Source organism: Streptomyces sp. NPDC044044, assembly GCF_056434405.1.
Window position 1 is genome coordinate 989,380 of record NZ_JBWKFG010000001.1, and the last position, 25,369, is coordinate 1,014,748.

The 25,369-nt window shown below is 67.1% G+C and carries 22 protein-coding genes and 2 pseudogenes; 12 read left to right on the forward strand and 12 right to left on the reverse strand.

What is annotated here, in order from left to right; translation table 11 throughout:
- Positions 1 to 313: 313 nt before the first annotated feature.
- A complete protein-coding gene (gene uvrA / locus AC07AG_RS04790) occupies positions 314 to 2,782 on the reverse strand; it encodes an excinuclease ABC subunit UvrA (RefSeq protein ID WP_478751823.1) in 2,469 nt (822 codons plus the stop codon).
- A gap of 525 nt (positions 2,783 to 3,307) precedes the next feature.
- Positions 3,308 to 3,889: a TetR/AcrR family transcriptional regulator gene (locus AC07AG_RS04795; protein ID WP_478751825.1), complete on the reverse strand. Its 582-nt coding sequence runs from the start codon at positions 3,887 to 3,889 to the stop codon at positions 3,308 to 3,310.
- Positions 3,890 to 3,974: 85 nt separating this feature from the next.
- Here AC07AG_RS04795 and AC07AG_RS04800 point away from each other — a divergent pair, with 85 nt between their 5' ends.
- Together AC07AG_RS04800 and AC07AG_RS04805 are read left to right on the forward strand one after the other, a co-directional pair.
- Positions 3,975 to 4,856: an SDR family oxidoreductase gene (locus AC07AG_RS04800; protein ID WP_478751827.1), complete on the forward strand. Its 882-nt coding sequence runs from the start codon at positions 3,975 to 3,977 to the stop codon at positions 4,854 to 4,856.
- Between the two features lie 171 nt (positions 4,857 to 5,027).
- Positions 5,028 to 5,441, forward strand: coding sequence for a hypothetical protein (locus AC07AG_RS04805; RefSeq protein ID WP_478751829.1), 414 nt, complete (start codon positions 5,028 to 5,030; stop codon positions 5,439 to 5,441).
- A 223-nt stretch (positions 5,442 to 5,664) separates the two neighbouring features.
- Here AC07AG_RS04805 and AC07AG_RS04810 read toward each other — a convergent pair whose 3' ends face one another.
- A complete protein-coding gene (locus tag AC07AG_RS04810; RefSeq protein ID WP_478751831.1) occupies positions 5,665 to 6,522 on the reverse strand; it encodes a LysR family transcriptional regulator in 858 nt (285 codons plus the stop codon).
- 70 nt (positions 6,523 to 6,592) lie between these two features.
- Here AC07AG_RS04810 and AC07AG_RS04815 point away from each other — a divergent pair, with 70 nt between their 5' ends.
- Positions 6,593 to 6,910: a hypothetical protein gene (locus tag AC07AG_RS04815; RefSeq protein WP_478751833.1), complete on the forward strand. Its 318-nt coding sequence runs from the start codon at positions 6,593 to 6,595 to the stop codon at positions 6,908 to 6,910.
- Entirely contained in the window at positions 6,907 to 7,683 is a 777-nt protein-coding gene (locus tag AC07AG_RS04820) for an SDR family NAD(P)-dependent oxidoreductase (RefSeq protein ID WP_478751835.1), read from the forward strand. Before AC07AG_RS04815 ends, AC07AG_RS04820 begins: the two co-directional genes overlap by 4 nt.
- Here the strand turns inward: AC07AG_RS04820 and AC07AG_RS04825 are convergent.
- Positions 7,635 to 8,597 (reverse strand): IS5 family transposase, encoded by a 963-nt coding sequence (locus tag AC07AG_RS04825; protein WP_478751837.1) that lies wholly within the window; start codon positions 8,595 to 8,597, stop codon positions 7,635 to 7,637. The genes AC07AG_RS04820 and AC07AG_RS04825 overlap by 49 nt on opposite strands.
- Before the next feature lie 447 nt (positions 8,598 to 9,044).
- Positions 9,045 to 9,815, reverse strand: a pseudogene (locus AC07AG_RS04830) (transposase family protein).
- 143 nt (positions 9,816 to 9,958) lie between these two features.
- Here AC07AG_RS04830 and AC07AG_RS04835 point away from each other — a divergent pair.
- A complete protein-coding gene (locus tag AC07AG_RS04835) occupies positions 9,959 to 10,342 on the forward strand; it encodes a VOC family protein (RefSeq protein ID WP_478751839.1) in 384 nt (127 codons plus the stop codon).
- A gap of 40 nt (positions 10,343 to 10,382) precedes the next feature.
- Here the strand turns inward: AC07AG_RS04835 and AC07AG_RS04840 are convergent.
- Positions 10,383 to 11,257 (reverse strand): IS5 family transposase gene (locus AC07AG_RS04840; protein ID WP_478751841.1). Its coding sequence is split into 2 segments (ribosomal slippage): positions 10,383 to 11,062 and positions 11,062 to 11,257, totalling 876 coding nucleotides; the frame shifts between segments, so codons are not numbered across the junction.
- A gap of 1,104 nt (positions 11,258 to 12,361) precedes the next feature.
- Between AC07AG_RS04840 and AC07AG_RS04845 the strand changes: the two genes are divergently transcribed.
- On the forward strand, positions 12,362 to 12,997 hold the full coding sequence (locus AC07AG_RS04845; RefSeq protein WP_478751843.1) for a DUF4386 domain-containing protein: 636 nt from the start codon (positions 12,362 to 12,364) through the stop codon (positions 12,995 to 12,997).
- Positions 12,994 to 13,716, forward strand: coding sequence for a DUF4386 domain-containing protein (locus AC07AG_RS04850; RefSeq protein WP_478751845.1), 723 nt, complete (start codon positions 12,994 to 12,996; stop codon positions 13,714 to 13,716). Before AC07AG_RS04845 ends, AC07AG_RS04850 begins: the two co-directional genes overlap by 4 nt.
- Before the next feature lie 15 nt (positions 13,717 to 13,731).
- On the opposite strand, the gene AC07AG_RS04855 is transcribed toward AC07AG_RS04850, so the two are convergent.
- Positions 13,732 to 14,040: a transposase family protein gene (locus AC07AG_RS04855; protein WP_478751847.1), complete on the reverse strand. Its 309-nt coding sequence runs from the start codon at positions 14,038 to 14,040 to the stop codon at positions 13,732 to 13,734.
- A 713-nt stretch (positions 14,041 to 14,753) separates the two neighbouring features.
- Between AC07AG_RS04855 and AC07AG_RS04860 the strand changes: the two genes are divergently transcribed.
- The 4 genes from AC07AG_RS04860 (at position 14,754) to AC07AG_RS04875 (ending at position 18,777) form a co-directional block, all read left to right on the forward strand.
- Entirely contained in the window at positions 14,754 to 15,464 is a 711-nt protein-coding gene (locus tag AC07AG_RS04860) for an ANTAR domain-containing protein (RefSeq protein ID WP_478751849.1), read from the forward strand.
- Positions 15,465 to 15,495: 31 nt separating this feature from the next.
- Entirely contained in the window at positions 15,496 to 16,197 is a 702-nt protein-coding gene (locus AC07AG_RS04865; protein ID WP_478751851.1) for an ANTAR domain-containing protein, read from the forward strand.
- Positions 16,198 to 17,100: 903 nt separating this feature from the next.
- Positions 17,101 to 17,784 (forward strand): hypothetical protein, encoded by a 684-nt coding sequence (locus AC07AG_RS04870; RefSeq protein WP_478751853.1) that lies wholly within the window; start codon positions 17,101 to 17,103, stop codon positions 17,782 to 17,784.
- A 243-nt stretch (positions 17,785 to 18,027) separates the two neighbouring features.
- Positions 18,028 to 18,777 (forward strand): NUDIX domain-containing protein, encoded by a 750-nt coding sequence (locus AC07AG_RS04875; RefSeq protein WP_478752239.1) that lies wholly within the window; start codon positions 18,028 to 18,030, stop codon positions 18,775 to 18,777.
- Between the two features lie 135 nt (positions 18,778 to 18,912).
- On the opposite strand, the gene AC07AG_RS04880 is transcribed toward AC07AG_RS04875, so the two are convergent.
- Positions 18,913 to 19,125, reverse strand: coding sequence for a hypothetical protein (locus AC07AG_RS04880; RefSeq protein WP_478751855.1), 213 nt, complete (start codon positions 19,123 to 19,125; stop codon positions 18,913 to 18,915).
- A 2,353-nt stretch (positions 19,126 to 21,478) separates the two neighbouring features.
- Complete coding sequence (locus AC07AG_RS04885; RefSeq protein ID WP_478751857.1) at positions 21,479 to 21,757, reverse strand: DUF6233 domain-containing protein; 279 nt, start codon at positions 21,755 to 21,757, stop codon at positions 21,479 to 21,481.
- Positions 21,758 to 21,953: 196 nt separating this feature from the next.
- On the opposite strand from AC07AG_RS04885, the gene AC07AG_RS04890 reads away from it, so the two are divergent.
- Positions 21,954 to 22,277: a PASTA domain-containing protein gene (locus tag AC07AG_RS04890; RefSeq protein ID WP_478751858.1), complete on the forward strand. Its 324-nt coding sequence runs from the start codon at positions 21,954 to 21,956 to the stop codon at positions 22,275 to 22,277.
- 51 nt (positions 22,278 to 22,328) lie between these two features.
- On the opposite strand, the gene AC07AG_RS04895 is transcribed toward AC07AG_RS04890, so the two are convergent.
- The 3 genes and pseudogenes from AC07AG_RS04895 to AC07AG_RS04905 form a co-directional block, all read right to left on the reverse strand.
- The gene (locus tag AC07AG_RS04895) at positions 22,329 to 22,949 is read right to left on the reverse strand and encodes a PASTA domain-containing protein (protein WP_478751860.1); all 621 of its coding nucleotides are present in this window, start codon (positions 22,947 to 22,949) and stop codon (positions 22,329 to 22,331) included.
- 1,194 nt (positions 22,950 to 24,143) lie between these two features.
- Positions 24,144 to 24,716: a S1 RNA-binding domain-containing protein gene (locus tag AC07AG_RS04900; RefSeq protein ID WP_478751862.1), complete on the reverse strand. Its 573-nt coding sequence runs from the start codon at positions 24,714 to 24,716 to the stop codon at positions 24,144 to 24,146.
- Between the two features lie 46 nt (positions 24,717 to 24,762).
- A pseudogene (locus tag AC07AG_RS04905) lies at positions 24,763 to 25,310 on the reverse strand (transposase); the annotation flags it as partial.
- Between the last annotated feature and the right edge of the window lie 59 nt (positions 25,311 to 25,369).

Here is a 25,369-nt window from a genome sequence, read left to right on the forward strand (position 1 = left end):
GCTCGGCCGCGAACTGCTCCGCTTCCGTGCGGGCACTGTGAGGTGATCCTGCCTGCGTACTCCCGGGGAAGGTGGGGCTGTCGCCTTTGCTGTCGTACAGGACAGACGGTGCGGCTCGGTCGGCGAACGTAGCGTGCATGCTCGGCGCACTCCCTGGCGTACTGGGTCTGCTGACCGCCCTGGCAAACCGTGAGATCCGGCGCCACGAGCTGGAACGCAGCATGGCGACGCGCGCGCCCCTGCGTTCCGCCTCCTGCGTGCAGCCTCCTGCGTTCCGCCCCGGCTGACCGGTGCTCAGGCTCTCGCGCCGTCGTCAGGGGCGCGCGAGCCGGGCCGCGAGATAGGGCGCGGTGGCGCTGCGGCGGGACCTTGACACCTTGGTCGGAGTGCCCGCCGCGACCACCCGCCCGCCCGAGTCGCCGCCGCCAGGACCGAGGTCGATGACCCAGTCGGCGGTGGCGATCGTTGCCAGGTCGTGCTCGACGAGGACGACCGTGTTGCCGGCGTCGACCAGCCGGTGCAGCTGTCGCAGCAGGAGCTCGATATCTGATGGGTGCAGCCCTGCCGTCGGCTCGTCGAGCAGGTAGAGCGCGTGTCCGCGGCGAGCCCGCTGCAGTTCGGTGGCCAGCTTGATGCGTTGCGCCTCACCACCGCTGAGTTCCGTCGCGGGCTGGCCCAGCCGCAGGTACCCCAGTCCCACTTCGCGCAACGTCTCCAGACTGCGGGAGGCGGCCGGGACGGCGGACAGGAACTTGGCGGCGGCGTCGACGGACAGCGCCAGCACTTCCGCGATGTTCTTGCCGCGGTAGGTGATTTCCAGGGTTTCGGCGTTGTACCGGGCGCCCTGGCAGGTCGGACACGCCGCGTAGGTGCCGGGCAGGAACAGCAGTTCCACCGCGACGAATCCTTCGCCCTGGCAGGTCTCGCACCGCCCTTGGGGCACGTTGAAGGAGAACCGCCCGGCCGAGTAGCCGCGTGCCCGGGCCTCGTCCGTCGCCGCGTACAGCTTGCGCACCGCGTCGAACATCCCCGTGTACGTGGCCAGGTTGGACCGGGGAGTTCGGCCGATGGGCCGTTGGTCGACCCGGACCAGCCGGTCGAACGACTCGACCCCCGACGCATCCTGGACGTCGATCTCCAGCTGCGCCTCGTCGGGCTCCTCGGGGACGAGTCCGAGATGGCCGCGGACGACCTCGGCGAGCACCTGCGTCACCAGGGTCGACTTTCCGGAGCCGGACACGCCTGTCACCGCGGTCAGGACGCAGAGCGGTACGTCGACGGACACGTCGTGCAGATTGTGGCGGGAGACGCCGCGCAGGTGCAGCCAGCCGTGCGGTGTGCGCGGGCGGTGATCGAGTGGCTGGGCGCGTCCGAACAGGTGCTGGCTCGTGGCTGACTCCTCGACCCGTTCGAGACCGGCGACCGGGCCGCTGTACAGCACGCGGCCGCCGCCCTCGCCCGCGCCGGGGCCGATGTCGACCACCCAGTCCGCCCGCCGTACGACGTCCATGTCGTGCTCCACGACGAACAGCGAGTTGCCCGCCGCTTTGAGGCGGTCCAGCACGTCCAGCAGCGGTTCCGCGTCAGCCGGGTGCAGGCCCGCGGAGGGTTCGTCGAGGACGTAGACGACGCCGAACAGCCCCGAGCGCAGCTGGGTGGCGATCCGTAGCCGCTGTGCCTCGCCGGGCGACAGGGTCGTCGAGCGGCGCCCCAGACTGAGATATCCGAGGCCCAGGTCGAGCAGTACGTCGACCCGCGCGACCAGATCACCGCAGATCCGGACCGCGACCTCGGTCGTCTCCCCGGATCGGGCGGTCGACGTGGTGGCGTCGGCCTTGGCCCGGCCCGCGACGGGCCGCAGCAGCGCCACGACCTCGGCGAGCGGCATCGCGTTGATCTCGGCGATGGAACGTCCGGCGAACGTCACGGCGAGCGCATCGGGCCGCAGTCCGCTGCCGTGACACTCGGGGCAGGGCACGCTCCTGACGAACCGGAGTGCCCGTTCGCGCATCTTCTCGCTCTTGGAGTCGGCGAGGACGTGCATGACGTGCTTGCGGGCGCTCCAGAATTTGCCTTGGTAGCCGTAGTCGACGCGGTCCTCCTCCGGCTCGATGTACACGGAAGGCTGCTCGTCCGTGTACAGCAGCCACTCCCGGTCCTTCTTCCTGAGCCTGCGCCACGGTCGGTCGATGTCGATCCCCAGGCCGCTCACGACACTGCGCAGGTTGGCACCCTGCCAGGCGCCCGGCCAGGCGGCGATCGCCCCCTCGCGGATGCTCAGCGAGGGGTCCGGGACGAGCAGGTCCTCGGCGACGTCGTGCACGACACCCAGTCCGTGGCACTCCGGGCAGGCGCCGGCTGCGGTGTTGGGTGAGAAGGACTCGGCTTCCAGCCGTGCGGCCCGGGGCGGATAGGTGCCGGCGCGGGAGTACAGCATGCGCAGCAGATTGGACAGCGTGGTGATGGTGCCGACCGTCGAGCGCGAACTGGGCGCCCCGCGTCGCTGCTGCAGCGCCACAGCGGGTGGCAATCCGGTGATCTCCTGCACATGCGGCGCTCCGACCTGCTGCAACAGCCTTCGGACGTACGGTGCCACGGACTCGAAGTAGCGCCGCTGGGCCTCCGCGTAGAGCGTGCCGAACGCGAGCGATGTCTTGCCCGAACCGGAGACGCCGGTGAAGGCGACCATCGCGTCCCGCGGAACGTCGACATCGATGTTCCGCAGGTTGTTCTCACTGGCGCCCCGGACATGCACGAAGGAGTCGCTCGTGTCCTTGTTCACCGTTCCTGATTACCTGATCGCGCCGGGAACCGCGCGACAGGCGCCCACCTGGCCCCGCGCAAGGGGCATCCCGAGAATCCCGGTATGCCGGTATGAGCCGCTCCAAGGGAACATTCGAGAGTGCTTCACGGTTGATCCGTGTGTGGGCGTGAAGGGAACTGTGACCCCGGGCCTAACCCTTTGCCCATGAGGACGATCGTTCGGCTGAAGCCTCATGGAGCCCCCGCCGCGAGGCGACCGCCCTTCGCGCCCACTCTCGATCGGCCCCGGCTGGGGATCCCCCGAACCAGTCGTGGCTTTCTTATGCCCCCTGCCCTCTGCCGGCCCCGAAGAATCCGACGCTCATCGGCGTGGTTATACGGGGTGGTGATACGGCGGGACCTCGGCGCGGGCGGCCCGCTCAGCCACTCGCCCCCCTTGGCCGAGACGCCCGCGGTCGGTGGCGGGGGGCCGGTACGCGGCCGCCCCGAGCGCAGTCAACTACCTCGCCACCAGGACGTAACCCAGCGAAAGAGGAATCCGGCGCTAGTTCAACTCTGCTGCCGCCGAGCGCAGTTCATTGAACGCGATGCGTGTGTGAGTGGTCAGCTCGCCAGGATCTTCGTCGCGGGTGGGGTCGGCCCATCGAGTGAAGGCGATCTTGAAGGCGAGAATGCCGAGTTCGGCGGCCAGTTGTGCGGCGATCTCGCCGACGCCCCGCTTCGTCAAGGCGTCGACCATCGCCGCGGCCATGCCGACGCTCTTCATGGCATCCCGGTGGCGCAGTTCCTCGTTCGCCTCGATCGCCGCGTGCAGCAGCGGGCTGAGTTCGCGGTTGAACGAGGTCATCTCGCCCGCTGCTCGCTCAAGCCCGGCCGCGACAGCCGTCATGGGTGTCGCGTCATCCGGCGCGGCCGCGATGCCCTCCGCGAGGAGGCGGCTGAGGGTCTCTTGCCCGGCGGTGAGAATCTCCCGCTTGTCCGTGAAGTGGCGATGGAACGTGCTGCGGGTGAGTCCCGCGCGCTCGGAGATCTGGGCAACGGTCGTGGCGTCGTATCCCTGCTCGGCGAACAGGTGGAGCGCGGCCACCACAAAGCGCTGACGGGCATCCGGCTTCCATCTCGGCATGGGTCCATCGTAAGTGATGCGACAGGTGTCCCATCGCGGGCGTACAGTGATGGGACACCTGTCGCATCACCTGTGGGAGCTTGCCATGCGTGTCTTCATCACCGGTGGCACGGGCCTGATCGGCTCGGCCGTCGTCACCGAACTGCTCGACGCGGGTCATTCGGTCGTCGCGCTCGCCCGCTCCGACACCTCGGCGGCACGCGCCGAGGCCGCCGGCGCCGAAGCGCTTCACGGAGAGCTCACCGACCTGGAGGTGCTGCGGACCGGAGCCGAACGGGCAGATGGCGTCATACATCTGGCCTTCAGCAACGACTTCAGTTCGCCTGAAGCGCTGACACGGTCCATCGCCGAGGAGGGTGCGGCACTTGCAGCGCTCGGGGACGCGCTCGTGGGAACGCACCGGCCGCTCGTCACGGTGTCAGGCACCCCGATGGCGTCAGGACGTGCGTCGACCGAGGGGGACCCGCTGCCGACGGACGGGCCCGTAGGCGGACGCAGCCAGTCAGTGATGCGCACCCTCGACCTCGCCGCCCAAGGGGTGCGCAGCTCGGCAATTCGGCTGCCGCGCACCGTCCACAACCAGGGCGAGGGCGGGTTCGCGGGCCTGCTCACAGATATCGCCCGCCGCACCGGCGTCGTCGGCTACCCCGGAGACGGCACGCAGCGCTGGCCGGCCGTGCACGCGCTCGACGCCGCCGTCCTGTTCAGGCTCGCACTCGAGAACGCTCCCGCCGGGAGCGCGTGGCACGCCGTCGCGGACGAAGGCGACGCCGTACGTGACATCGCCGCGGTGATCGGGCGCCGCCTCGACCTGCCGGTCAAATCCGTACCGCAGGAGACGTTCGGCCCGCTCGGACCGGTCTTCGCGACTGACCAGCCCGCTTCGAGCCGGCACACCCGCGAGATACTCGGCTGGCAGCCCTCGCGACCGAGCCTTCTCGCGGACTTGGAGAACATCGATTCCTGAACCGGTGGAGTGGATTCGGAGCATTCGCTTCCCTCTTGTGACCTGCACTTTTCAGGCAGAACCAAATGCCCTGGTCGGTCATGCTCGCGTCAGTCATGCTCAGTTTCAACGCGGCGCGAGGGGTGGTACCTGGCGCACGAAGCAGACGAACGTCGTGATGGGGGAGATGGCATGAGTACCGTCCGAGAGGGCCTTGTCAGGCGCTTCACGCACCGACGCTCGCTTCAAGCGCTCATGATGGGGGCGGCAGCGACAACGCTCTTCCTCGGCGCGACGGCGGGCACCGCACACGCGTCCACGCTGGTGGCCTTCTCCAAACAGGGTGCCGACTCGGGTGAACTCCGGAGCAACGGCTGGATCGAAGTCTGCGACAAGGAAGCAGACGGCCATGGGGCGTACATGTACATCAAGACGGAGACCAATGAATCCCGCAAACACTTCGACCGGAACGGCTCGGCTGCGGGTTGTAGCAGTGACTTCCCGTACGCCGTTGTGCGCGATCTCGAATACATCAAGGTCTGTGAGCAGATCAACAACCGGCCCGACAAGTGCAGTGACAAGATGTACATCCGTTACGGCGACTGACTGATCATGTCGGAATGAGCCGGGGGGCTCGTCAGTTAGTTTCCTCTTCGAGGCGGTTCAGGATCTGGGTGAACTCGCCATTGTCGAGCAGGTCGTTTCTTACGGCTCTTGCTGACAGTGGCGGATCATTCCCGGGCCGGCCGCGTATCCGTTCGGACCCCCTCCGCGGCGATGAGGCGCACTTCAGCCGCCCCACCCGCAGTTGCCCGCCGGTGGGGCGGCATTAAGTCGGCCGTTGCCGATCCCCGCGCCGCGCGACCGCGGCGGCCACGAACGAGGCCACCAGCGGACGGCGGTCCTGCTCGACCCAGGCGAGCACCACGCGGCTGGGCGGCGCGTCGGACACCGGGACGCAGACCAGACCAGCCGGGGCCGGCGAGACCAGGGAGCGGGGCAGCACCCCGATCATCCGGCCCACCGTGATCATCTGGAGCAGCTGGACCGCGTCGGCGACCTCGGGTCCTGTGCCGTCGCCGCCGGGCACTCCCTTCCAGCGTGGCAGCGTCTCGCCCTCCAGGTCGCACATGCGTACCGAGGCGCGCCCGGCCAGTCGGTGTCCGGCCGGGACGATGGCCACGCGGTCCTCGGTGTGCAGCGTCTCGTGGGCCAGGCCGTCGAGGTCGTCGAACGGCGCGTAGAGCAGGCCGACGTCGGCCCGGCCGTCGTGGAGATGGTCGGCGCGGTCGGCCGGACCGCTGAACACGATGTCCACCTGCTGCGCGTCGGGCTGGTGCGCGTACGCGGCCATGAGATCGGAGAGCAGGCCCGCGTCGCCGCCGGGTTTGAGTACGAGGCGCAGACGGGCCTGGGTGTCACCGGCGTGCCGGGCGTGCTGGACCGCGGTGCTGACCGCGTTGAGGGCGTGCCGGCCGTGTTCCCGCAACGCCACCCCGGCCGGTGTGAGTTCGACGTTCCGGCTGGAGCGGAGGAAGAGCGGGACGCCGAGCCGGGTCTCGATGCGCCGGATGGCCTTCGACAGCGCGGGCTGGGCGATCGAGAGACGGACGGCGGCCCGGCCGAAGTGCAGCTCGTCCGCGACGGCGATGAAGTACCTCAGCTCGCGGGTCTCCAGGTCAATCATGCCTCCAGGTTATCGCCGGATGGCCAACCGGTCTTGGACGTGGGCGCCGCGCGGAGTCGAGAATCGCTGCATGATTCACCACACGATGCTCGTTTCCTTCGATCAGCCGCTGCCGGATGCCGAACTCGATCGGTATCTTGCGGATATCGAAAAAGTCCTTCTCGGCTCCGGGTCGGTGGAGTCGGTCGCGGCCCGGCGCCACCTTCCCCTCCCCGGCGAGGAGGCCATACCGGCCCTCATCGCGACCGCGATCGTGCAGGTGACCGTCGCTGACACCGGCGCCCTCGCGAAGGCGTTCGCCGCGCCGGGCCTGCACGAGATGATCGCCCGCTGGCAGTCCCGGCACCCGTACAAGGTCGCCTGGGCCAACCACGAGGCGCTGGCATGAGCGGCGCCTCACCCAGGACGGAGCCGGTCGCCTCCCCGAAGGCGGGGCTGGTCACCGGGGCCGGAAGCGGGATCGGGCGCGCGGCGGCGTTGCAGTTCGCCCGAAGCGGCGCCGCGGTGGCCGTACTCGACATCGACGCGGGCGCGGCGACCGGGACCGCCGAGGCGGTCAGGGAGTACGGAGTGGAGGCGCTGGCCCTCGCCGTCGACATCGCCGACGAACCGGCCGTCGAGGCGGCGGTCGCGCGCACGGTCGCGGCGTTCGGGGGCCTGGACTTCGCGGTGAACAACGCCGGACTGGCCTCGCACAGCCGCAGGCTCGACGAGATGACCCGGGACGAGTTCGAGCGCGTGGTCCGCGTCAACCTGACTGGGACCTTCCTGTGCATGAAGCACGAACTGCCCGCGCTGCGCGGCCGGGGCGGTGGCGCGATTGTCAACATCGCCTCCAACGGCGGCCTGTACGCGATTCCGACCGCCCCCGCCTACGTGGCCGCCAAGCACGGCGTCGTCGGCCTCACCAAGGTCGCCGCGGTCGACTGCGCGCCGGACGGCATCCGGGTCAACGCCGTGTGCCCAGGACCGACCCGTACACCCGGCTTCGAGGAGGTGGCGGCCGGCACCGACATGGCCGAGCGGCAGGAGGCGGGCACGCCGCTCGGGCGGCTGGCCACGCCGGAGGAGGCAGCCGCAGCGGCGGTCTGGCTCTGTTCGGACGCCGCGTCCTACGTCACCGGGATCGCCATGTCGGTCGACGGCGGTCGGCGGGCATGAGGGTCGCTCTCCGAGGTCGTTCCGCTGGTCTGACGTCGGCGGATTCGAAGAAGGCCCCCGGGAAATCCCCGGGGGCCTTCTTCGACTGCTGGACGGGGTGTTCGTCGAGCCGGTCGTATAGGTCGTGTGCCGAACCGAAGACAGAGCCGCTGTTCGACCTGGCGGCTACCACGTCGACGTTCTCGCCTTCTGCGACCCGCCGAGATCCTCGCCCTCTGGGATGCCGTTAGCGTGCGTTCGATTGCCCACCGCTTCGGTTGCACTTGGAAGCCTCGCTGGTTACGGACCTTGCGAACAATTTCCAGCTCGCGGTCGAGGATCTGGGTGGCCCAGTCCACCAAGCGGCCGGCGATGCCTTGGTCGGCCCAGATCTTCCGCACGCTCGGATGGTCGAGGCGGGCCCACAGTAGCGGGCGTTTTCCGCCGTCGCGGTCCTGCACGTTCGCGGCGACCACGTGGACGGCCAGGAGGAGGCCGAGCGTGTCGGTCACGAGGAACCGCTTGCGGCCTTTGACCTTCTTGCCTGCATCGAAACCCCTGGTGGCCGCGGCGACGGTGTCGGCGGTGCGCACGGACTGCGAGTCGATCAGTCCCGCGCTCGGTTCGGGGCCACGGCCCTCGGCCTCGCGGACCTGGTCGCGAAGGGCGTCGTGGATCCGCTCGACCGCCCCGTCGTCGTGCCACCACGTGAAGTACCAGTACACCGTGGGCCATGGCGCGAAGTCCTTCGGTATCTGCCGCCAAGCGCACCCGGTCCGCACGACGTAGAAGATCGCGTCCACGATCCGCCGCCGCGGATGCTTCTCCCGCTGACCGCCTTTCGAGCCCACCCTCGCGGGCGGCAACAACGGCTCCACAAGCACCCACTGTTCATCCGTCAGGTCGGACGGATACCCACCCTCAGCAGCACTCACGTGAGACTCAACGACCACCCGGGCCACTACGCACTACAGATCTCAAACACGGTCTCAGAGTCCTCGTGCTCGCTTTCGCGCCCGACGCCCCTCGCGCATCCCCTCGCCGGCCTCCTGCGCGCGATTCATCATCCAGTCTCGAATCCGCCACCACGCCAGCACCACAGGAGTGGCGGCGAGCGAGATCAGGCAAGCCTCTCCCCAACCTGATGGATTCCGTGGCCGATAGTGCAAGTAGGCCACACCGACCACATAGAGCACGAAGAACAGCAAGAGGTACTTCACGAGTTTCGGAAGACTCATAGGCCATCAACTACCCCCGATTTGAATGCACATGAGTAAGGGGCGCCCGGTGCCCTCACAGTCTCCCCAGGCCAGGACGCCCCCTAAAGGGTGTTGCAGAAGGCCGTGATCACGCAGCCTGATGTGGGCGGCTGGCCTGCTGGTTCATGCGGCGAGGGCGAGGTTGTGCATGGTGGCGACGGCCTGGACGGCGTGGTGGAGGCCGTCGCCCCTCTGGCGGCAGTCGCGGAGGATCTTCCAGGTCTTCATGCGGGCGAAGGTGTGCTCGACGCGTGCCCTGACCCGGCGGTGTTCGGCGTTGTCCTCCTCCTGCCCGCGCAGGAGAGGCCGTCCGACCCTTCTGCGGTGCGGGACGATCAGGCCGGTGCCCAGCTAGGCGCCGTCCGCGATAACCGTCGTTCCGGCTGCCGCAGCCGGCAGATCCGACTCGCGCCAGACGTGAGCGTCGGCCTTGTTCCCCGGCGCCGGGCGGGCGCTCGCGACGACCAGGCGGCTGTCCGCGTCGATGATGACCTGCACGTTCGCCGAGAACCGGTAGTTCCTCGACGAGGCGCCAACCGTGCGGTCGCGCACAGGGATCAAGGTTCCGTCCACGATCCACAACCGGTCCACGTCGGCGACCGGCCGCGGGGCCGGCTCCAGCGCCAGCAGCGGCCGCAGGCGCTGGATGACCCGGCAGACCGTGGCCGAGGAGATCCCGAAGAGCGGGGCGAGCTGTCGCATCGTGAGGTTCGTGCGGTAGTACACCGCCACCAGCAGCACCCGCTCGGCCAGCGGCAGACACCAGGGACGGCCACCACCGGGCCCGTTCCCACCTCGCTCCCGCACCACCTTCACCAGCTTCGCGAACCGGTCGATCCGCAAGCCTGTGAACGTCTCCACCCACACCGGTTCAGCCCGCAACACCCCGCCCATACTCGGGAATTGCCCAGAACCGAGCCTTCTGCAACACCCTTTAGGCCGTGTATCGAAAGTGCTGCCATGTGCCTGAGCTGTGTGCGCGAAGGCTGAGCACAACTCGGTAGCGTCTGGAGTGGAAGTAAGGAAGGCTCGCGCGCATGGTTTCGGTATTGCAGAACGTGGCGATTGACTGTGCGGATGCCTACGAGCTGGCCCGGTTCTGGAGCAAAGTGACCGGCCGTCCACAGCATCTGGAGGACAAACCGGGCGACCAGGAGACCGAGGTGCTGCTGGCGGAGGGCCCAGTGCTGTACTTCAACCAGGTACCCGAGTCTAAGAAGATCAAGAACCGGATCCATCTGTGTTTGCGCCCTGAGACATCGCGTGAGCAGGAGGTGGAACGGCTGCTCGGCCTAGGTGCCACCCTTGTCACCGATCACAGGAATCCCGATGGCTCTGGATGGGCAGTCCTTGCTGACCCCGAAGGCAACGAATTCTGCGTTCTTCGCAGCGAGACCGACCGAGCCGCGATGAGTTCCTGACGCCCACGCCCTATCTTGGCCGGCTGCTTATGCCCCCTGGTCACAGCCACTCGTTGATGGCCGCTACGAGGACGGTCGCCTCGTAGCGGACCGCGAGCTTGTCGTACCTTGTGGCCACAGCGCGGTGCCTTTTGAGGCGATTAATGCCGCACTCAACCGCATGGCGGGCCTTGTAATCCTCCAGATCAAAAATCGGCGGGCGGCCGCCGCGGGAACCAAGCTTCTTGCGGTTGCGGGCTTGGTCGGCCTTGCTCGGGATGGTGCAGCGGATTCCGCGATGGCGCAGATAGGCGCGGTTCTTACGGGAGGCGTACGCCTTGTCGGCCCGCACGCGGTTGGGGCGTACGCGTGGTCGGCCCGGCCCGATGCGGGGCACGCGGACCTTTGCCAGTACGGGTTCGAACTGCGGAGAGTCGCCGCGCTGTCCTGCCGTAACCACGATCGACATGGGCTTCTGACCTTGCTCAACTGCCAGGTGCAGCTTGGTGGTGAACCCGCCGCGCGAGCGTCCCAGTCCGTGATCGCGAGGCTCGTCAACGACGCCGCCCGGTGGATCCTTCTGCAAGTCACTCTGCTTGCGGGCCCCGGCTGCATGCTGATGGGCGCGGCACACCGTGGAGTCGACGCTCAGGTCCCACGTGATCGCACCCTTCACGTCGGCCAGGGACTGGAGGCAGGTGAGGACCTGGTGCCAGGTGCCGTCCCGCTGCCAACGACGGACAAGTCGTAGATCCGGCCCCACGGCCCGTACTCGACGGGCACGTCCCGCCACGGAACACCGGTCCGGACCCGGAACCGTATGCCGTCGATCAACTGCCGCCGAGGCCAGACGGGCGGTCTCCCTACCTTCGTCCCCTTCGGCAACAACGGTTCCAACACCACCCACTGCTCGTCCGTGAGATCTCCCCGACCCATGAACCGTGATCATCCACTGCTCAAGATCCACTTTCGATACGCGGCCTAGGTGCTGATCACCGTCCGCCCCAGACACAACAGGAGCAGCGATGACCACCACCGCCAACCACCGCCAACCACCTCCGCACCGTCCCCCTCCACTGGCGAGACCTCCACGACGCCCTCGGCGCACTTGCCGTCCACAACGGGTTCGGCATCGGGCTCCGCGGCCACCTCGCCGCCCGCGACCACCAGGAGACGAACAGGCCGAGTGCGAGCGGCACATGACCGCGCACCTCCGCGCCCAGGAGCGCGCCCCGATCCAACTCGGCGAACGGCCGTCGCCCGCGCGCATCCCGATCCTCGACACGATGCGTGCCGTCGAGAGCGCACTCGTCGACTGTGCCGACGTCACCGCGGCCGAGGTGCAGCGCTCGCCCATGGAGCCTCTGCCCAAGACGTCCCCGGCCGCGGACCGCGTGCGGGGCGCACCGGACCATGGGGTTCCTCCCCATGCCCAGGTAGAGCAGACCGCCCGCCTCATCGAACAGGCAATAGACGGCCACCTCCTCACTCGTCCCGGCCGGCACCACGAGCTGGGGCATTGCCCCGTCACCGGCCTTAGAGCCACTGCGCTACCCCTCGCCTGCCGCCTTGGGGCGCTTCGAGCCGGAGCCCGAGCCGTCGAAGCGGCCTCCATCGCACCTGAAGACTCTCTCGCGGGGGGGCCTCGACCGGTCTGTCGCCGGTCGACCGGCGGAAGCTCCTGGCGGACACGGTGATCTTGGTCGAGAACCCGCCTACCAGGAGCTTCGTCGTTCCGCAGGAGCGTCCACTTCGCGGTCAACGTCTCGTCGAGGTTGGAAAACGCTCACTCCACGGGGTGAGGTGGCTGGGGGTCGTGCATCGGCCGGCCCCGTTGGCGTGCCATCTGTGGGGCCCGGGGTGATTCCTCGCGCGCGGGCGGCGCGTATGCCCGCAAAGGGAGGATAGTTGGGGCCCAGAAGCACACTCCTCGGGCAGGAGGCCGTCGCTCGATGGCTCGGCGGCGGCCGACTCGTGGCCTGGGCGCAGCAAGGCTCAGGTTCCAGGCCCCCGGCGGGCCGGGACGGAAGGAGCGGATGCATGCCGTACAGGAAGACCGCTGTGCTGGTGGGATTGCTGTTCCTCTCGTCGACGCTCACCTTCTCAGTCGGCAGCTCGCTCCTGGAGGACTACTTTTCGGGCACGGACTCAGGAGAGGGAGGGCTCCTTGCGGGTGTGCTGCTGGAGGGGTATACAGCTTTTGCGGTTGCCGGGATCGGTGTCGCACTGTTCCCCGTGCTGAAGCCGCACGGAAGGCACCTCACGGTCGGGTATCTGATGCTCAGGTGCGCGGAATGCGCTGCGATCATCGCGGTCGGGTGCTATTTCCTCGTGAGCAAGAACGAGTTGACGGACTACCATCTTCTGGTCTACGCGTTCTCCGGCGCCGGTGGTCTGGTCCTGTCCTACCTCCTGCTGCGTTCCGGGCTGGTCGCACGGTGGCTTTCGGTACTCGGTCTCGTGGGCTACGCCGTTCTGCTGACGGGAGTGGCGTGTGACCTGCTGGGGCTCGTGGACATCAACTCCGGTGCCGGGAGGGCGTTCTACGTTCCTGGTGGTCTGTTCGAAGCGGTGCTTCCGCTGCTGCTGATCTTCAAGGGGTTGCTCCTCGTCGTGCCGGCGCCCGGAGCGGGCGATCGTGGCGAGCGGCCGATGCCCAAGGGGGCCTGCGGATGACCCCGCCCGGTGGGACCTCGCTGACGGTGCGCAATGCCGCTCTGGTGGCGGGAACGGGAATCCTGGCCATGGCCCCGTTGGCGGTCTTCGCCAATTTCGGCGTGCTGGAGAACCTTGTCACCGAGAACGACGCGGCACGAACCGCCCGGGACATCCGCGGTTCCGAGGCGCTGTTCCGCTTCGGCGTCGTGGCCCTGTTCCTGGTCGCCGTGCTGGATGTGGTGGTGGCCTGGGCACTGAGGGTCTTCTTCCAACCGGCGCACGATGGAATCGCGACGCTCGCGGCCTGGTTCAGGCTCGCCTACGCCGCGGTGCTTCTCGTCGCCGTCGCCCAACTCGTCGGGGCGTTGCCTCCGGTCAAGCACGCGGAGTCCCTGGGGGCGTACAGCGCCGATCAACTGGACGCCGAAGCAGTCATGCGCATCGATGCCTTCCACGACATCTGGGACGCCGGGCTCATCTTCTTCGGCGTCCACCTGCTGCTGTTGGGGCTGCTCGCCTTCAGGTCGGGCTACGTACCCCGGGTGCTGGGCGTCCTGTTGGCCCTCGCGGGACTCGGCTACCTCGTGGACAGTCTCGGCGCCTTCCTTTCCTCCGGATACTCGGCCGAGGCGGCCGTGTTCACCGGTGTAGGCGAACTCATCCTCATGATCTGGCTCTTGGCGAAAGGCAAGAACATCGGCTCACGGCTTCCGATGCAGGCTGAGACGGCGCCCTGAGAGCTCGTAAAAGGATCATGAGTGGGCCTTCTTGAGGCGTTTCCAGCAGATCAGGCTGCAGGCCAACGAGACGAAGGCGTCGTGGAGTTCGAGGCGGCGTTCCCATCGGACGCCTAGGCGTATGAACTGGGGGAGCAGGGCGAAGTTCTGCTCGACGACGTAGCGGAGCTTGCCCAGGCCCTTGATGTTCGGGGCGCCTTTGCGGGAGATCACCGGCACGATCCGGCGCTTGCGCAGTTCGCGGTGGACAGGCCGGGAGTCGTACGCCTTGTCGCCCAGGAGGGTCTCGGGGCGACGGCGGTGACGGCCCTGGCGACCGGCCACTGGCCGAGTGCGCGCCGCCCGCGCTTGCGGCGCTGGACCGGGCATGGGACACCGCCCGGAGCGCGGCGGACGGTGAACTGGGCACGCTGCGCATCGGATACAGCCTCAGCTCCGGGGCCGAGACGGTACCGGCCCTGGTGGGCAGGCTGATGCGCGATTAGCGCATACCACCGGCCTGCCGCAGGCATCACCACTCGTCACCCACTGCGACAACACTTCGAATAGGTCAGTAGGTTCTGCGCCGCTGACGCATGCTGCAACCAGCTGGGTGCGCAGGGTTGTTCGATCACGCCCTGCTGGCAGGATGCGGGATCGCGTTGCTGGCCGTAGTACGGGAATGCATGGATATTCCTGTGTTCTGGCACCGCGCCCGACTGCTTCCGGATCGGAACCTTTCGGCAACTGGCCGCACAGAAGCCCACTTTACGGCGGTGGAGGGGAGTACGGTGGAAGAGAATCCGTGCCCCCCTCCAGCAGGTTCGTGCATTGACCTGGTGTCCGGAGGCAGTGGCCTCTGGAAGGTGACATCCCGCCAGCGGAATACCTCCGGTCCCCTGTGGCTGGTCCTCTACCGGACGGCTACGGCGTGCCCTCGGGGTCGGAAGACCCCGGGCAGGCTCTCGCTCGTTGTTCGTTCCGGTCGCAGAGTGGGAGAGGGGCGCTGAGAGCGCCATGCCGAAACTTCGTACGAGGAGCAACTGGCCGCCGCGTTCGTGAATTTGGCCGACACGTTGGTCCAGGACTTCGATGTGATCGCTCTGCTGCACCAGTTGACGGAGCACTGTGTGCAGTTGCTGGAGGTGGCAGCGGCTGGGGTGGTGCTCGCTCTGCCGCAGGGACCGGTGCTGGAGGTAGCCGCGTCGGACGCGGCGACGCGGGATCTGGAGCTGGCCGGGGTGGAGTGGGACGAGGGGCCCTGCCACGACTGCTGCCGCACCGGGGACGCGGCGGCGGAGACTCGCTTGAACGTGCCCGCCGCGCTCAGCCTGTGGCCGCGTTTCGCCCCCCGGGCACAGCAGGCGGGTTTCACCTCGGTGGTGGCTGCGCCGCTGCGGCTGCGAGGCCAGGTGATCGGCGCCTTGAATCTGTTCCGTAACCAGGTGCAGCCTCTGTCGCCGGCCGGGCTCCGGCTGGGGCAGGCCCTCGCGGACACCGCGACCATCGGCATCCTCCAGCAGCGGAAGGCGCACGAGAGCATGGCCGTCATCGCTCAACTGGAACAGGCCCTGGACAGCAGGGTCCTCATCGAGCAGGCCAAGGGCACGCTCTCCCACGCCCGCCAGATCGGCATCGAGGAGGCATTCCACCTGATGCGCGCCCACGCTCGCGCACGGCAGGCCCCGCTCACCGCGGTGGCCCGCCAGGTCCTGGACGGCACCATCGATCCCTCGTTGCTGACCCCGCGGGGCACCACCAGCAGCTGAGCCGTTGGGTGATGGGAAGAAGCTGGTAGCGGTGACGGACCGCCCGATGTCCTTGCACCTGCGCGCCCTGCACACCTACCGGGGGGCGGGGATGCCCCTACTGCCCTTGTCGTCCTGTATCCGGCTGCTGGGCCTGGACGGGCTCGCGTTCACACTGGGCACCGCCCAGGACGCCGAGCTCCTGCAGTACGCCGGCCTCCTGGCCGTCGCCGCGGAAGACCTCCAACGCATTCACGGCCAGGGCCCTACCGTCCAGGCATCCCAGGACACCCAGATGATCCTGGTGCCGGACGTCGCAGCCCTGCCCACGGGGCACTGGCCGGACCTGCCCGTCGGCCTGTCGAGTCTGGGCGTGGCCGCACTCTTCGCGTTCCCCCTCAAGATCGGAACGACCGCCCTGGGTGTCCTCACCGGCTACCGGACCACCCGCGGCCCGCTGACCGCAGCACACCTCGCCGATGCGTTGGCCCTGGCCCACGCCGTGGCCGCACTCCTCATCAACCTCGCCGCCCGCCCCGACGCCACCCACACCCTGCTGGACCCCGACGGCGGACACCTCTACTTCGCCGAAGTCCACCAAGCCGCCGGGGCCCTCGCCCACCAACTCGACATCACCCCCGCCAGGGCCCTCGTACGACTCCGCGCCCACGCCTACACCCACAACCTCACCCTGCTCACCTGCGCCCGCGATGTCCTCGACCGCCGCATCCACCTCCACAACGATGTCCCCTAGACAACTGCCGCGGCACAAAGCCACACACCGACATCAGGCGGACACCGCACACCCGGCAAACTCGCGGCACCCACAGCATCGGCGTGGTTTGGGGGCTGTCGAGTGAGGGCCCGGGAGATCGCTGTCCGTACGGTGCGGCTCCGGCCACTTTCCGTCCAGGACCCGCCGCACCGTCCGCCACGTCACGTTATGGGACCACTGCAACGCCCGCAGCGACATCCCCAACCGGTGATCCTGGCGCATCACCACGGCCAGCTCGACCTTCGACTGCGGCTTACCCATGAGACCCCAGCTGCAGCGTCACACTTCACAGTCCAGCAGCAAGTCCCCGATTGACGTCAGAACAGAGGCTCTGGCTCTGGTTGTGTGGAGGCGTGACGCTGCGTTGCCGAGACCACGGGAGGTCGTTTCGTAGATGGGTGTGGGTCTTCTGTCGGGATGGCCCTGGGCGGAGGAGGCGCTGACCGCCTTTGGCCAAGGTGTGGCGCGAATGCCAGTGATCGGCCCGGAGGTGCCGTGCCCCTGCAGATGGGCCTCAAGCGCGACTTCGACGCGGTCACCACCGGACTCTCAACTACCTGGAGTTCTGGCCAGGTTGAGGGTCACGTCTGCCGGGCGAAGCTCCTCAAACGCATGGGCTTCGAACGCGCCAACCTCGACCTCCTTCGCAGACGCATCCTTCACAGTCCGTGACCCCATCCTCGGGTGAGCGAGCGGCTGCAGTAGTCGGGATGCTGTCATGTTGATGGCGAGCCGCGGCTCGCCCCGGTAAGTTAGCGATCTTCGGGCGGTGCTACCTCCCGGAGTCCTCGAAGGCGAACGTCCATGATGAACCTCGACCGATCCCGCGCCCGACTACGCCTCGACGCCGCAATGGATGGCCTGACAGTCACCTTCCGGGGGATGACCGCCCACCCCGACGAGCACAACTGCGACTGCCACTGGGGCAGCGCGGAAGATCTTGCCCAGCTCAAGGTGGCTGACACGGAGCTGGACCCCGACCTCCTGCGACGCACATGGGAGGCCATCGATTGGAGCGATCACGCATCCGTCCTCCGCAGGATTCTGCCCCAGTTCGCCATGGCCCTCGTCAGCGGCCTCGTGGAGCCCCTCTTCGGCATGGAAACGGTTGGACGCGCGTTCGCACTCGGCCACTGGCAGCAGTGGCCTGCCGAGCAGGCCGCAGCAGTCGAGGAATTCCTGCACGCCTGGTGGGCGCACACGCTCACCGATCCGGATCCTGTCGTACCCGCGCACGAGGTCCTCATACTGTGCGCCGAGGCATCGGGCGTGCTGAGCCCGTGGCTCCACACCTGGGAAGCACTGACCGGAGCCGCGGCCGACCAGCACCTGGCCGAAGCGGCGACACAGTGGGAGTACGACCTGCTCGGTGACCAACTGCCCTGGGACGCTTGGGAGAACGGGGAAAAGATGCGCGCCGAGCTGACTGTCTGGCTGGTCCGCCATGCTCCGACCCGGTTGCGTGCCATCGGCGTATCCGAAGAACTGCTTCACCGGATACGGCTGCTCGGGGTCACCGGACTTGACCGCTGGGAGGACCCGCACTGGCCCGGCCACCGCTACTGATCCGCCGAACGCGCGATGCCCCGACTGCGTAGAAGCACGTGCGACGGGGCAGGCCGCATCACAAGATCGCCGACAGAGCCGAATAACGCGATCGTCCACACGGGAGACGGTGGATCAGCCGGGACTCGGGGTAAGGGCACAAAGCGCCCGACCAGAATCCGGCCACGACTGCGCCCCGGACAGCGGCCGGTCAGGCTGGGGGAGGGAGCTCGGTCGAGAGAGCGGCCGATGATTTCCTTCTTGATGTCCGGTCTGCAACCGATTCGCCACACGGCTGACGTCGTCCTGCTCGCCGCCCGCCACATCCTGCTGATCGACCAGGGCTGGGACCCGTTCAAGGGCCGGTGGGATCTGCCCGGCGGCAACCTGGACCGGGGAGGAGAGATCAGCCAGGCCGCCGCGGCCCGCGAGTTGGAGGAGGAGGCCGTCACCATCGTCCCAGCCGCCGACCTCCGGCAGGTGGGCATCTTCGACGCCCGCGGCTGTGACCGGCGCGGCCGTGCGTCAGCATCGCCTACACGGCCACCCTGCCCAGGCTGGTCCAGCCGACGGCAGGAGACGACGCGACCGCCGCCCGCTGGTGGCCCCTGGACGCGCTCCCCGCCCTCGCATTCGACCACGCCCATATCGTTGCGGGTGCCTCGGGCCAATGATCCCTCCCGCGTAGATGTTGCGTTCCTCCGTGCCGCCCGGCCTCCCATGGCCAGGGCGGCACTGTGGTCGCTCAGCCCTATACCCCCTCGAGTCGGCAGGCCCGCTGATGTCGAAGTTCACACTCAGCGCGCATGCGGAGGCCCCGGATCTCGGGAACGAGATCCGGGGCTCTTGTGGTCTGGGGTCGTGGCTGCCGGGCGGGAGTGGGTGCTCGGCGGCCTCGGCCGGCCGTGCGCGCTCAGCACCGCCGAGGCGGTTCGGCGAGCCCTGGGGCCTAGCCTCTCTGGCTACGTCGGCGTTCGACCGCCGCCCAGGACCGGTCGGCGATGGTTCCGGTGATCAACGCCGCGACGGCGGCGACGTACCACGGGAGGTCGAGGACCAGACAGGAGACGACCGCGGTTGCCAGCGCAGTCAGGTTGAGCCACCAGGGTGTGCGCAGGATGACGGGAGGACCTTCGTGGCGGTGACCTGCTAGCACTTCTTCTTGCTCACTTTGCTCAGCTTCCCATTGCTGGGAAGGATCTTGGACTGGTAGCAGCCCTTCGAGTCAAGCTTCTTCTTCTTGATCTGCTTGAGGATCTTCAAGAGGTTCTTGAGGCCGTTCAGGGACGCCGCGCCGCACACCATCTTGGTGACACCCGCGATCTTCGCCGGAATCTTTGCGGCTGTGCAGGTGTAGAGCATGCCAGCGTATCCGGCGGTGACTACCGCGCTGGACCAAGTGGGTCGATGTCGACGCCACCTTGGCCCACCAGTCCGACGGCAGCGTCGCAGCGAAAGCGCACCCGCAGGACCTGCTACTGGCCGGGGCGGTCCCGCACCATACGGATGGGCCCCGCGCTGAGCGTTGTCGTCAGCGCTCCATCCGGGTTCATCCAGGTCGTGGACGTATCGGTGCGGCGTTCAAGCACCTCTACCTTGCGGTGGCCCGCCTGAGCGGCGGCGATGGCGGCCTCGGGCGTGTTCGCCTCGGTGGTGGTGCCGCTCTCATCAGCATGCTCCTGGGCGGCGGGCGTTGAGGGGGTTTCGGTGCCCTCGGCAAGAGCGGGAGTGGCAGAGCCGAGCAGGGCCAGCGCGGTCAGTGCGGACAGCCTGCTGGCTGCCGCTGCGCGTAGGGATATTCGGCCCGAAGTGCGACCGCGCGACGTACGCGCGGACTACAGATGGTGCATGTGCGAATTGGCCCAATCTGGTCAGGAAAGGAGGTGTTCGCAGGGGAAGTTATCCCGCGCCGAAGATCACGAATTGAGCAAGATCAACATAGAAGGCGCAAACAGATCAATTCGCCCTAGTGGTATTGATCACCCTTCTCTGCCGAAGGGGCAGGAAATAGTCATGAATGTGTTGGCAGCGCTGAGCCGTGATGTGCCGTCAACTGGCCCCGGGTACAGCCGCATTGAGTCGATCCGCCCCGGGCATCGGCGAGACCTTTAACCTGATCGAGTCCTACGTGCCCGAGGGCGAGCGCTACTGCGACCCCCGAAGCAGACCATCACCGTCTGACGACACTTCGACCGCTGGAGCAGGCATCTCGGCTCCTCCACGCGTTCTGCGGCAGCGCCAAGTCGCCCAGTGACGGCGGGAAGCGCAGCACCGGCAGCCAGCGGGTGAAGATCTCCGACACCCCGCAGCTCTTCCGGCGGGTGGCTGCCTTCCAGCCCTGACCCTCCTGCACGGCGCCGTGCTCCTCCGTGCCGCCCCGGCCTCACCTGGCCAGGGCGGTCGCGCTGGCCCCCAACCACCGCAATCACGAGAGGAGATGGACGTCACGACCCTGCCCTACTTCGAGGTCGACGGCCCAATAGCCACGACAGCGGCCTGTCCGCGGTGCTCATCTTCACCGGACAGGCCGACAGCCGCAGAGCGGCCGTACGGATCGTGCACGAGGTCTGCAACGCGGCCGTCACCGCGCGGGGTTCGACGCCCCGGACCGCCGCCGCGCTCGCTACCCCGAACCGGTGGGCCGTTGACGGTGGGGCGATCCGCAGGCGTCTGCATGTCCGCCTCCCTGGCCTCAGGGGCATCTCGTCAGCCCTTGTCGGTACCCCGGGCGAGGCGGGGGTGTTCCAGTGCGCCGCTATGCCGGTCTCAGCTAAAGCCACTCGTCGCCTTGAGCTTGGGACTGACAGCCGTCTCACCGTTCGACAGCAGGACGCGGCACCTGAGGTGTACGTGTTCCTTGGCCACCGGCAACCAGCGAGGCTTGGGTGCCACCGACAGCCAGTGAGCCTTAGATACATGGAACCGAGCCGTGGTTCCATCGAGGGTGGGACCAGAGGGCGCTCAGGGTCGGATGCCTCGAATCTCTTGAGAGCGACGAGCGCAAAGTTTTTGGTCTTGGTTCGGGACCGTGTGCCGTACCGAACTAGTTCCATGCGCTCCACCGATACCGGGGTCGCTCCGTAGTTGGTGAACCGCAGGATGAACCAATACGCGGTAGCTTCAGGGTCTTTCTCAGTACCGGTTGTCACGCCGGTACGCCAGAGCCGCACTTTCACCTTGGGACGGATCCGCCGATACGTCATGCCTGTAAAGATCACGTTGGCAGTGGCTGCGCTCGCAGCACCGATGGCGACCCCTCGGGCCCACCAGTCAGTGTCCATACCGTCAGACCTTCTTCGCCCGAGTCTTCGAATGAAAGCTGCTCTGGTCGGAAGTCAAGACCTTCGGCAGAGATGCGTTGAGGGCGGTAGCCGTCACCGACCACACGGTGTATGACATATGGCAGTTGAGCAATGCAGCAGGCAGCGAGCCTGCGACCGCCGCCGGGCTCCTCCAAACAGCGGCGGCCGCACAGGCGCGAGGTAGTGGCTCCCCCATCTCCCTCGCGCCAGCGTCCTCGGGGGTCCGGGGGTGCGGGAGTTCCCCGGGCTGAACCGTGAGGACGATTAGGCCGGGGCTTCGTTCGCTACAAAGCGTTGCCCCGGCCGCTTAGGGTCTTACTTCACTGCGAGCCCAGGGACTGGGGGCAGGGCACGGGTGCCCCTCTACCGAGACTCTAAGCCAACGAGGCTGAGACGTTAGAGCGAAAACGGGCCTACTCCGGCACGCCGAGTTTCGTGTCGTTGTGGCAGTGCGGGCACGCGGGCACCTGCCCGTACGGGGCGCGTCGGGCCTGCTCCTCGTGATGCCGTGGGCGCGCTTCCTCCCGCTCCAGCAGTCGCCTCGCTGCACACACGAGCGGTCCGTCGCCGATGCTCTGCTCGAGCCAGTCCGGGGACGGTGGTCGGGCCTGCTCGCCGCGGAATCCCTCGGCCTCGCGCTGCTCCTCGGTGGCGATCCACTCGCCGGTGCGTGCGAGGTCCCACTCCTGCACGCACCGCAGGAAGCGGAGCAGGTCGAGACGGATAAGCGGAGTACGCTTGTTCGCGCGCTCGAGTCTGATCTGACTTCGAGATGCGTCACCGGAGGCTTGAGAGCACGATCGTTATACGAGTCGCTACAGCCTCCGGACCTCGCGGCGGAGGCGGTGGGCATTGGGCCCGGCGATACTCGTTCTGTGCTTCACAGGCGTGACTGCGTGCGGTGGCGACGAGTCGTCACCCGCTCCGACGAAGACCGTCACCAAAACCGCCGAGCCTTCCGGGAGCAGCGAAACAATCGACGAGCAGGGGACCCTGCCGGACCTGACCGGCAAGGACTTGCAGACGGCCCAAGACACAGCGCAGGCACACGGCTTCTATGACTTGAAGTCGACGGACGTGACGGGCCAAGACCGGTTCCAGGTTCTGGACCGCAACTGGACGGTCTGCTCCCAGACCCCAGATCCGGGGAAGCACGATATGGGTGTCACGGTCACCTTCACCGTCGCCAAGCTCAAAGAGGGCTGTCCGTGAGGCGCCGGCTCTCTACTCGACCGGATCTTCCTGCGCGTACGTTGGCCGTCGTTATGCCTTGATCTGCTTGATCTGAACGCGAATATTTCCCTCCCTCACAGGGTTCCCCGGTTTAGGGTCCTGACTGCTTATCTCCGCCGTGTCTGCGGCTTCTTTAGGAGGGTCGAGTCGCAAATTTATGCTGTCAAGAACTTTCCGCGCTTGCGCAATGGTAATTCCCGTGATGTCCGGCGCTGGTGGGTAATCCCTGATGGCCTGGATGATGTCTTGCCGGGCCGAGTCGGAACTCTTCGAGGAGAAGTAGAAGGCCGTGATCGCCGCAGTTATGGTGATGAGTGCTGTCTTCAGTTCGTTGTCGCCGACCGCTCCCGTGTATAGGGAGAGAACTGTCAGGATGACCAGGGCGCTGATTGAGATCAGCGCCATGGCGGCACGGACTATCCCCCCGTCGATCGACTTTCTGAAAGTTGGATTCTCTTTGCGGGCAACCATCTGGTACCACTTCGCCATGATCACGGCGACTACCGCGAACACAAGCAGGAAGATGAGAACCCAGATTACGCCGCCAGTACCGTTGTCGTTAAGGTTCTTGGGCGTTCCAGTACCTGAGGGGCTGGGGCTGGGGCTGGGGTCGACGGCGAGAGTCGCGAAAGCAAGCTCGGGGAACGTCATTATGGCTCCCTTGAAAGAAGCTGACGTTGAACTGCCCCGAGGGCTCAAAGTGGCCTAACTGAAAACGTAACCCTATTGAGGTCAGGCTGCAATTCGTCGGTTGTGGGCCAGGCGTCCTTGGACGGCCGGTGCCCGTGGCGGCTGGTGCCTGCCCTACGTCCAGTGTGGGGCGACAGCTGAGTATCGGTGTGGCCGGAACTGCGAAGGGTCTGTTGCGAGAGTCTGCGTCCGCGGTGAGTCCATCGGGCGCCTTGATGTTTGGTGATAGGGGAGAAGGGACCGTCGAGGTGGACGAGGTGGCGTCATGTTCCTTTGCCGCCAACTCAGATACTCGGCAACACTGTAGGTTCCGATTTGTTTTGTCGGTCGGGGCGTCGTGACCTGGTGTTTCGGGGTGTAGTCCAGGCTTCTTGTCGGGGCTTTGTCCGGCTGACCTATCGGATTCTTCAGGCCGCAGTGCAGTGTTGGGCCTCGTGGCGAGCGGTGCGATGGCCCTCGGCTGTGAGCATGTAGAAGGTGCGGCGTTTGCCGGGTCCGCGGCCTGGTGTGGATCTGCTCCAGGTGACGTTGTCTTCGTCAGCTAGTGAGCCAGCCTGCTCCTTCGAGCCTCTTGCTGGGGATAGACAGTTCCTGACTTGAGGCCGGTGCCTGTGCTGACTTCGGTGCCGTAGAACTCCTGTTGTGGTCGGGTGATCAGATCGAGCAGGAGGGTGGACGGTGGCCACCCGTACGCCTGACGAAATCGGTTGTGTCCTGCAACGATGGGTGGAACCCGAAGAAGGAGGACCGCACGTGCAGTCCCTGCGCATCGAGGCCCCTCAGTGGGCCGGCGACTTTCGCCTCCTGGCGAGGCTGGGCAAGTGGAGGCATGGGCGACGTCTTTCTCGCACGTTCGCCGCAGGGTGACATGACAGCGGTCAAGCTGATCAGTCCTCACCACGCCACCAACACGGAATATCGGCGTCGGTTTCGGCGGGAAGTCGCAGCCACAAGGAAGGTCACCAGCCGGTGGACAGCCCTGTGCTCGCCGCCGACATCGACGCCTCCCGACCCTGGGCGGCCATGGGCTTCACCGAAGGCGTCACGCTGGTGCTGTGACCACAAAGGTTCACCGGCCTGGCGAGTGCGCTTCCTTTGACTGAGCAGACGTTCAGGAACACCCGCGCAAGGGAGCTGTCGCAGGAAGGCAGCGCGTCACACGCCGGGGGATGAGCCTTGTCGTCGGGAGAGGGCTAGCCTGCGTCGCTCTCGGTCGATCTCGGTGACGACCACCGTGATCTTGTCGCCGACCTGGACGACATCTGATGGAGTCTCCACCGGTGTCCTGGCGAGCTCTCGCAGGTGAACCAGTCCCTCGATTCCGTCGGCGACCTGGACGAAGACGCCGAACGGGATCAGCTTGGTGACCTGGCCAGGCAGCTTCTGCCCCACCGCGATGGTGTCAGCGAATATCTGAAAGGGGTCTGGCTGTGTGGCTTTCAAGGACAGTCGGGCCTCCAGGTTCCACGTGTCGAACTGGAGGAACTCGCATGAGACGCGCTGTCCGATCTGCACGACATCGGAGGCTGCCTCGAAATGTCGCCAGGACAGTTCAGCGAAGGAGATGAACCCGACGCCGGGGAAGACCGGATGGTTAGGGCCGTTGTCCAATGCAACGAACACACCGAACCGTTCGATCGCTGTGATGGTGCCGGAAAGGAACTCGCCGCGGTGCAGTGATTCTAGGAAGGCCCAGAGTTCTGGATTCTCAGCCGGTTCACCCATCATGCTCCCAGCCTTTCACGAGGAGCAGTGCACTGGGTGGGAAGTGTGCTCACGCTGCGGTCTTGAGGGAACGTCCGCCCCAGCGGATGCCTCTCTCGCTGCGGATGCGGATGCGGATGCGGATGCGGATGCGGATGCGGGCGCGTTCGCGTTCGCGCCGTTCGGCGGCCAGGACGTCGTGGTGGCGGGCGTTGGCGTTGGCGTTGCGCCAGCGCAGGTAGGAGTGCAGAGCCCGTGTCTGGACGGTGTGGTTGGGGTGGTGGGAGTTGGCGATGGTGATCTGCCGAAGCGGTCCGAAGCGGGCTTCGATCGGGTTCGCCCAGGATGCATAGGTCGCGTGAAGTACAGCTTGACCTTGTTCTTCCTGGCCCAGCGGCGGATGTCGGCGCCTTTGTGGGCGGACAGGTTGCCCAGGATCACGTAGATCGGGGCGCCGTCTGGCCGGGCAGCGCGGATCGACTTCAGTGCGGCCAGCGTGTTGGCGGCGCCCTTTCTGCGGCGGTTGACGCCCCACAGGGCGTCGTCGCTGATCGAGTAGCAGCCGTGGAAGTAGCGCACGCCGTGGGCGCGGTGGTGGGTGCCGGGCAGCCGGTTGGGGCGCTTCTTGTGGGCCAGAGCCCCAGGGCTCTGGCCCACTCTGTGTGGAGTCGGTTGAC

What these genes read in the sequence shown, in the direction of transcription:
- AC07AG_RS04795 (WP_478751825.1), bottom strand. Translation starts at nt 3,889, where the DNA reads ATGCCGAGATGGAAGCCGGATGCCCGTCAGCGCTTTGTGGTGGCCGCG.
- AC07AG_RS04800 (WP_478751827.1), top strand. Translation starts at nt 3,975, where the DNA reads ATGCGTGTCTTCATCACCGGTGGCACGGGCCTGATCGGCTCGGCCGTC.
- AC07AG_RS04805 (WP_478751829.1), top strand. Translation starts at nt 5,028, where the DNA reads ATGAGTACCGTCCGAGAGGGCCTTGTCAGGCGCTTCACGCACCGACGC.
- AC07AG_RS04810 (WP_478751831.1), bottom strand. Translation starts at nt 6,522, where the DNA reads ATGATTGACCTGGAGACCCGCGAGCTGAGGTACTTCATCGCCGTCGCG.
- AC07AG_RS04815 (WP_478751833.1), top strand. Translation starts at nt 6,593, where the DNA reads ATGATTCACCACACGATGCTCGTTTCCTTCGATCAGCCGCTGCCGGAT.
- AC07AG_RS04820 (WP_478751835.1), top strand. Translation starts at nt 6,907, where the DNA reads ATGAGCGGCGCCTCACCCAGGACGGAGCCGGTCGCCTCCCCGAAGGCG.
- AC07AG_RS04835 (WP_478751839.1), top strand. Translation starts at nt 9,959, where the DNA reads ATGGTTTCGGTATTGCAGAACGTGGCGATTGACTGTGCGGATGCCTAC.
- AC07AG_RS04845 (WP_478751843.1), top strand. Translation starts at nt 12,362, where the DNA reads ATGCCGTACAGGAAGACCGCTGTGCTGGTGGGATTGCTGTTCCTCTCG.
- AC07AG_RS04850 (WP_478751845.1), top strand. Translation starts at nt 12,994, where the DNA reads ATGACCCCGCCCGGTGGGACCTCGCTGACGGTGCGCAATGCCGCTCTG.
- AC07AG_RS04870 (WP_478751853.1), top strand. Translation starts at nt 17,101, where the DNA reads ATGACCGCCCACCCCGACGAGCACAACTGCGACTGCCACTGGGGCAGC.
- AC07AG_RS04875 (WP_478752239.1), top strand. Translation starts at nt 18,028, where the DNA reads ATGTCCGGTCTGCAACCGATTCGCCACACGGCTGACGTCGTCCTGCTC.
- AC07AG_RS04880 (WP_478751855.1), bottom strand. Translation starts at nt 19,125, where the DNA reads ATGCTCTACACCTGCACAGCCGCAAAGATTCCGGCGAAGATCGCGGGT.
- AC07AG_RS04895 (WP_478751860.1), bottom strand. Translation starts at nt 22,949, where the DNA reads ATGACGTTCCCCGAGCTTGCTTTCGCGACTCTCGCCGTCGACCCCAGC.
- AC07AG_RS04900 (WP_478751862.1), bottom strand. Translation starts at nt 24,716, where the DNA reads ATGATGGGTGAACCGGCTGAGAATCCAGAACTCTGGGCCTTCCTAGAA.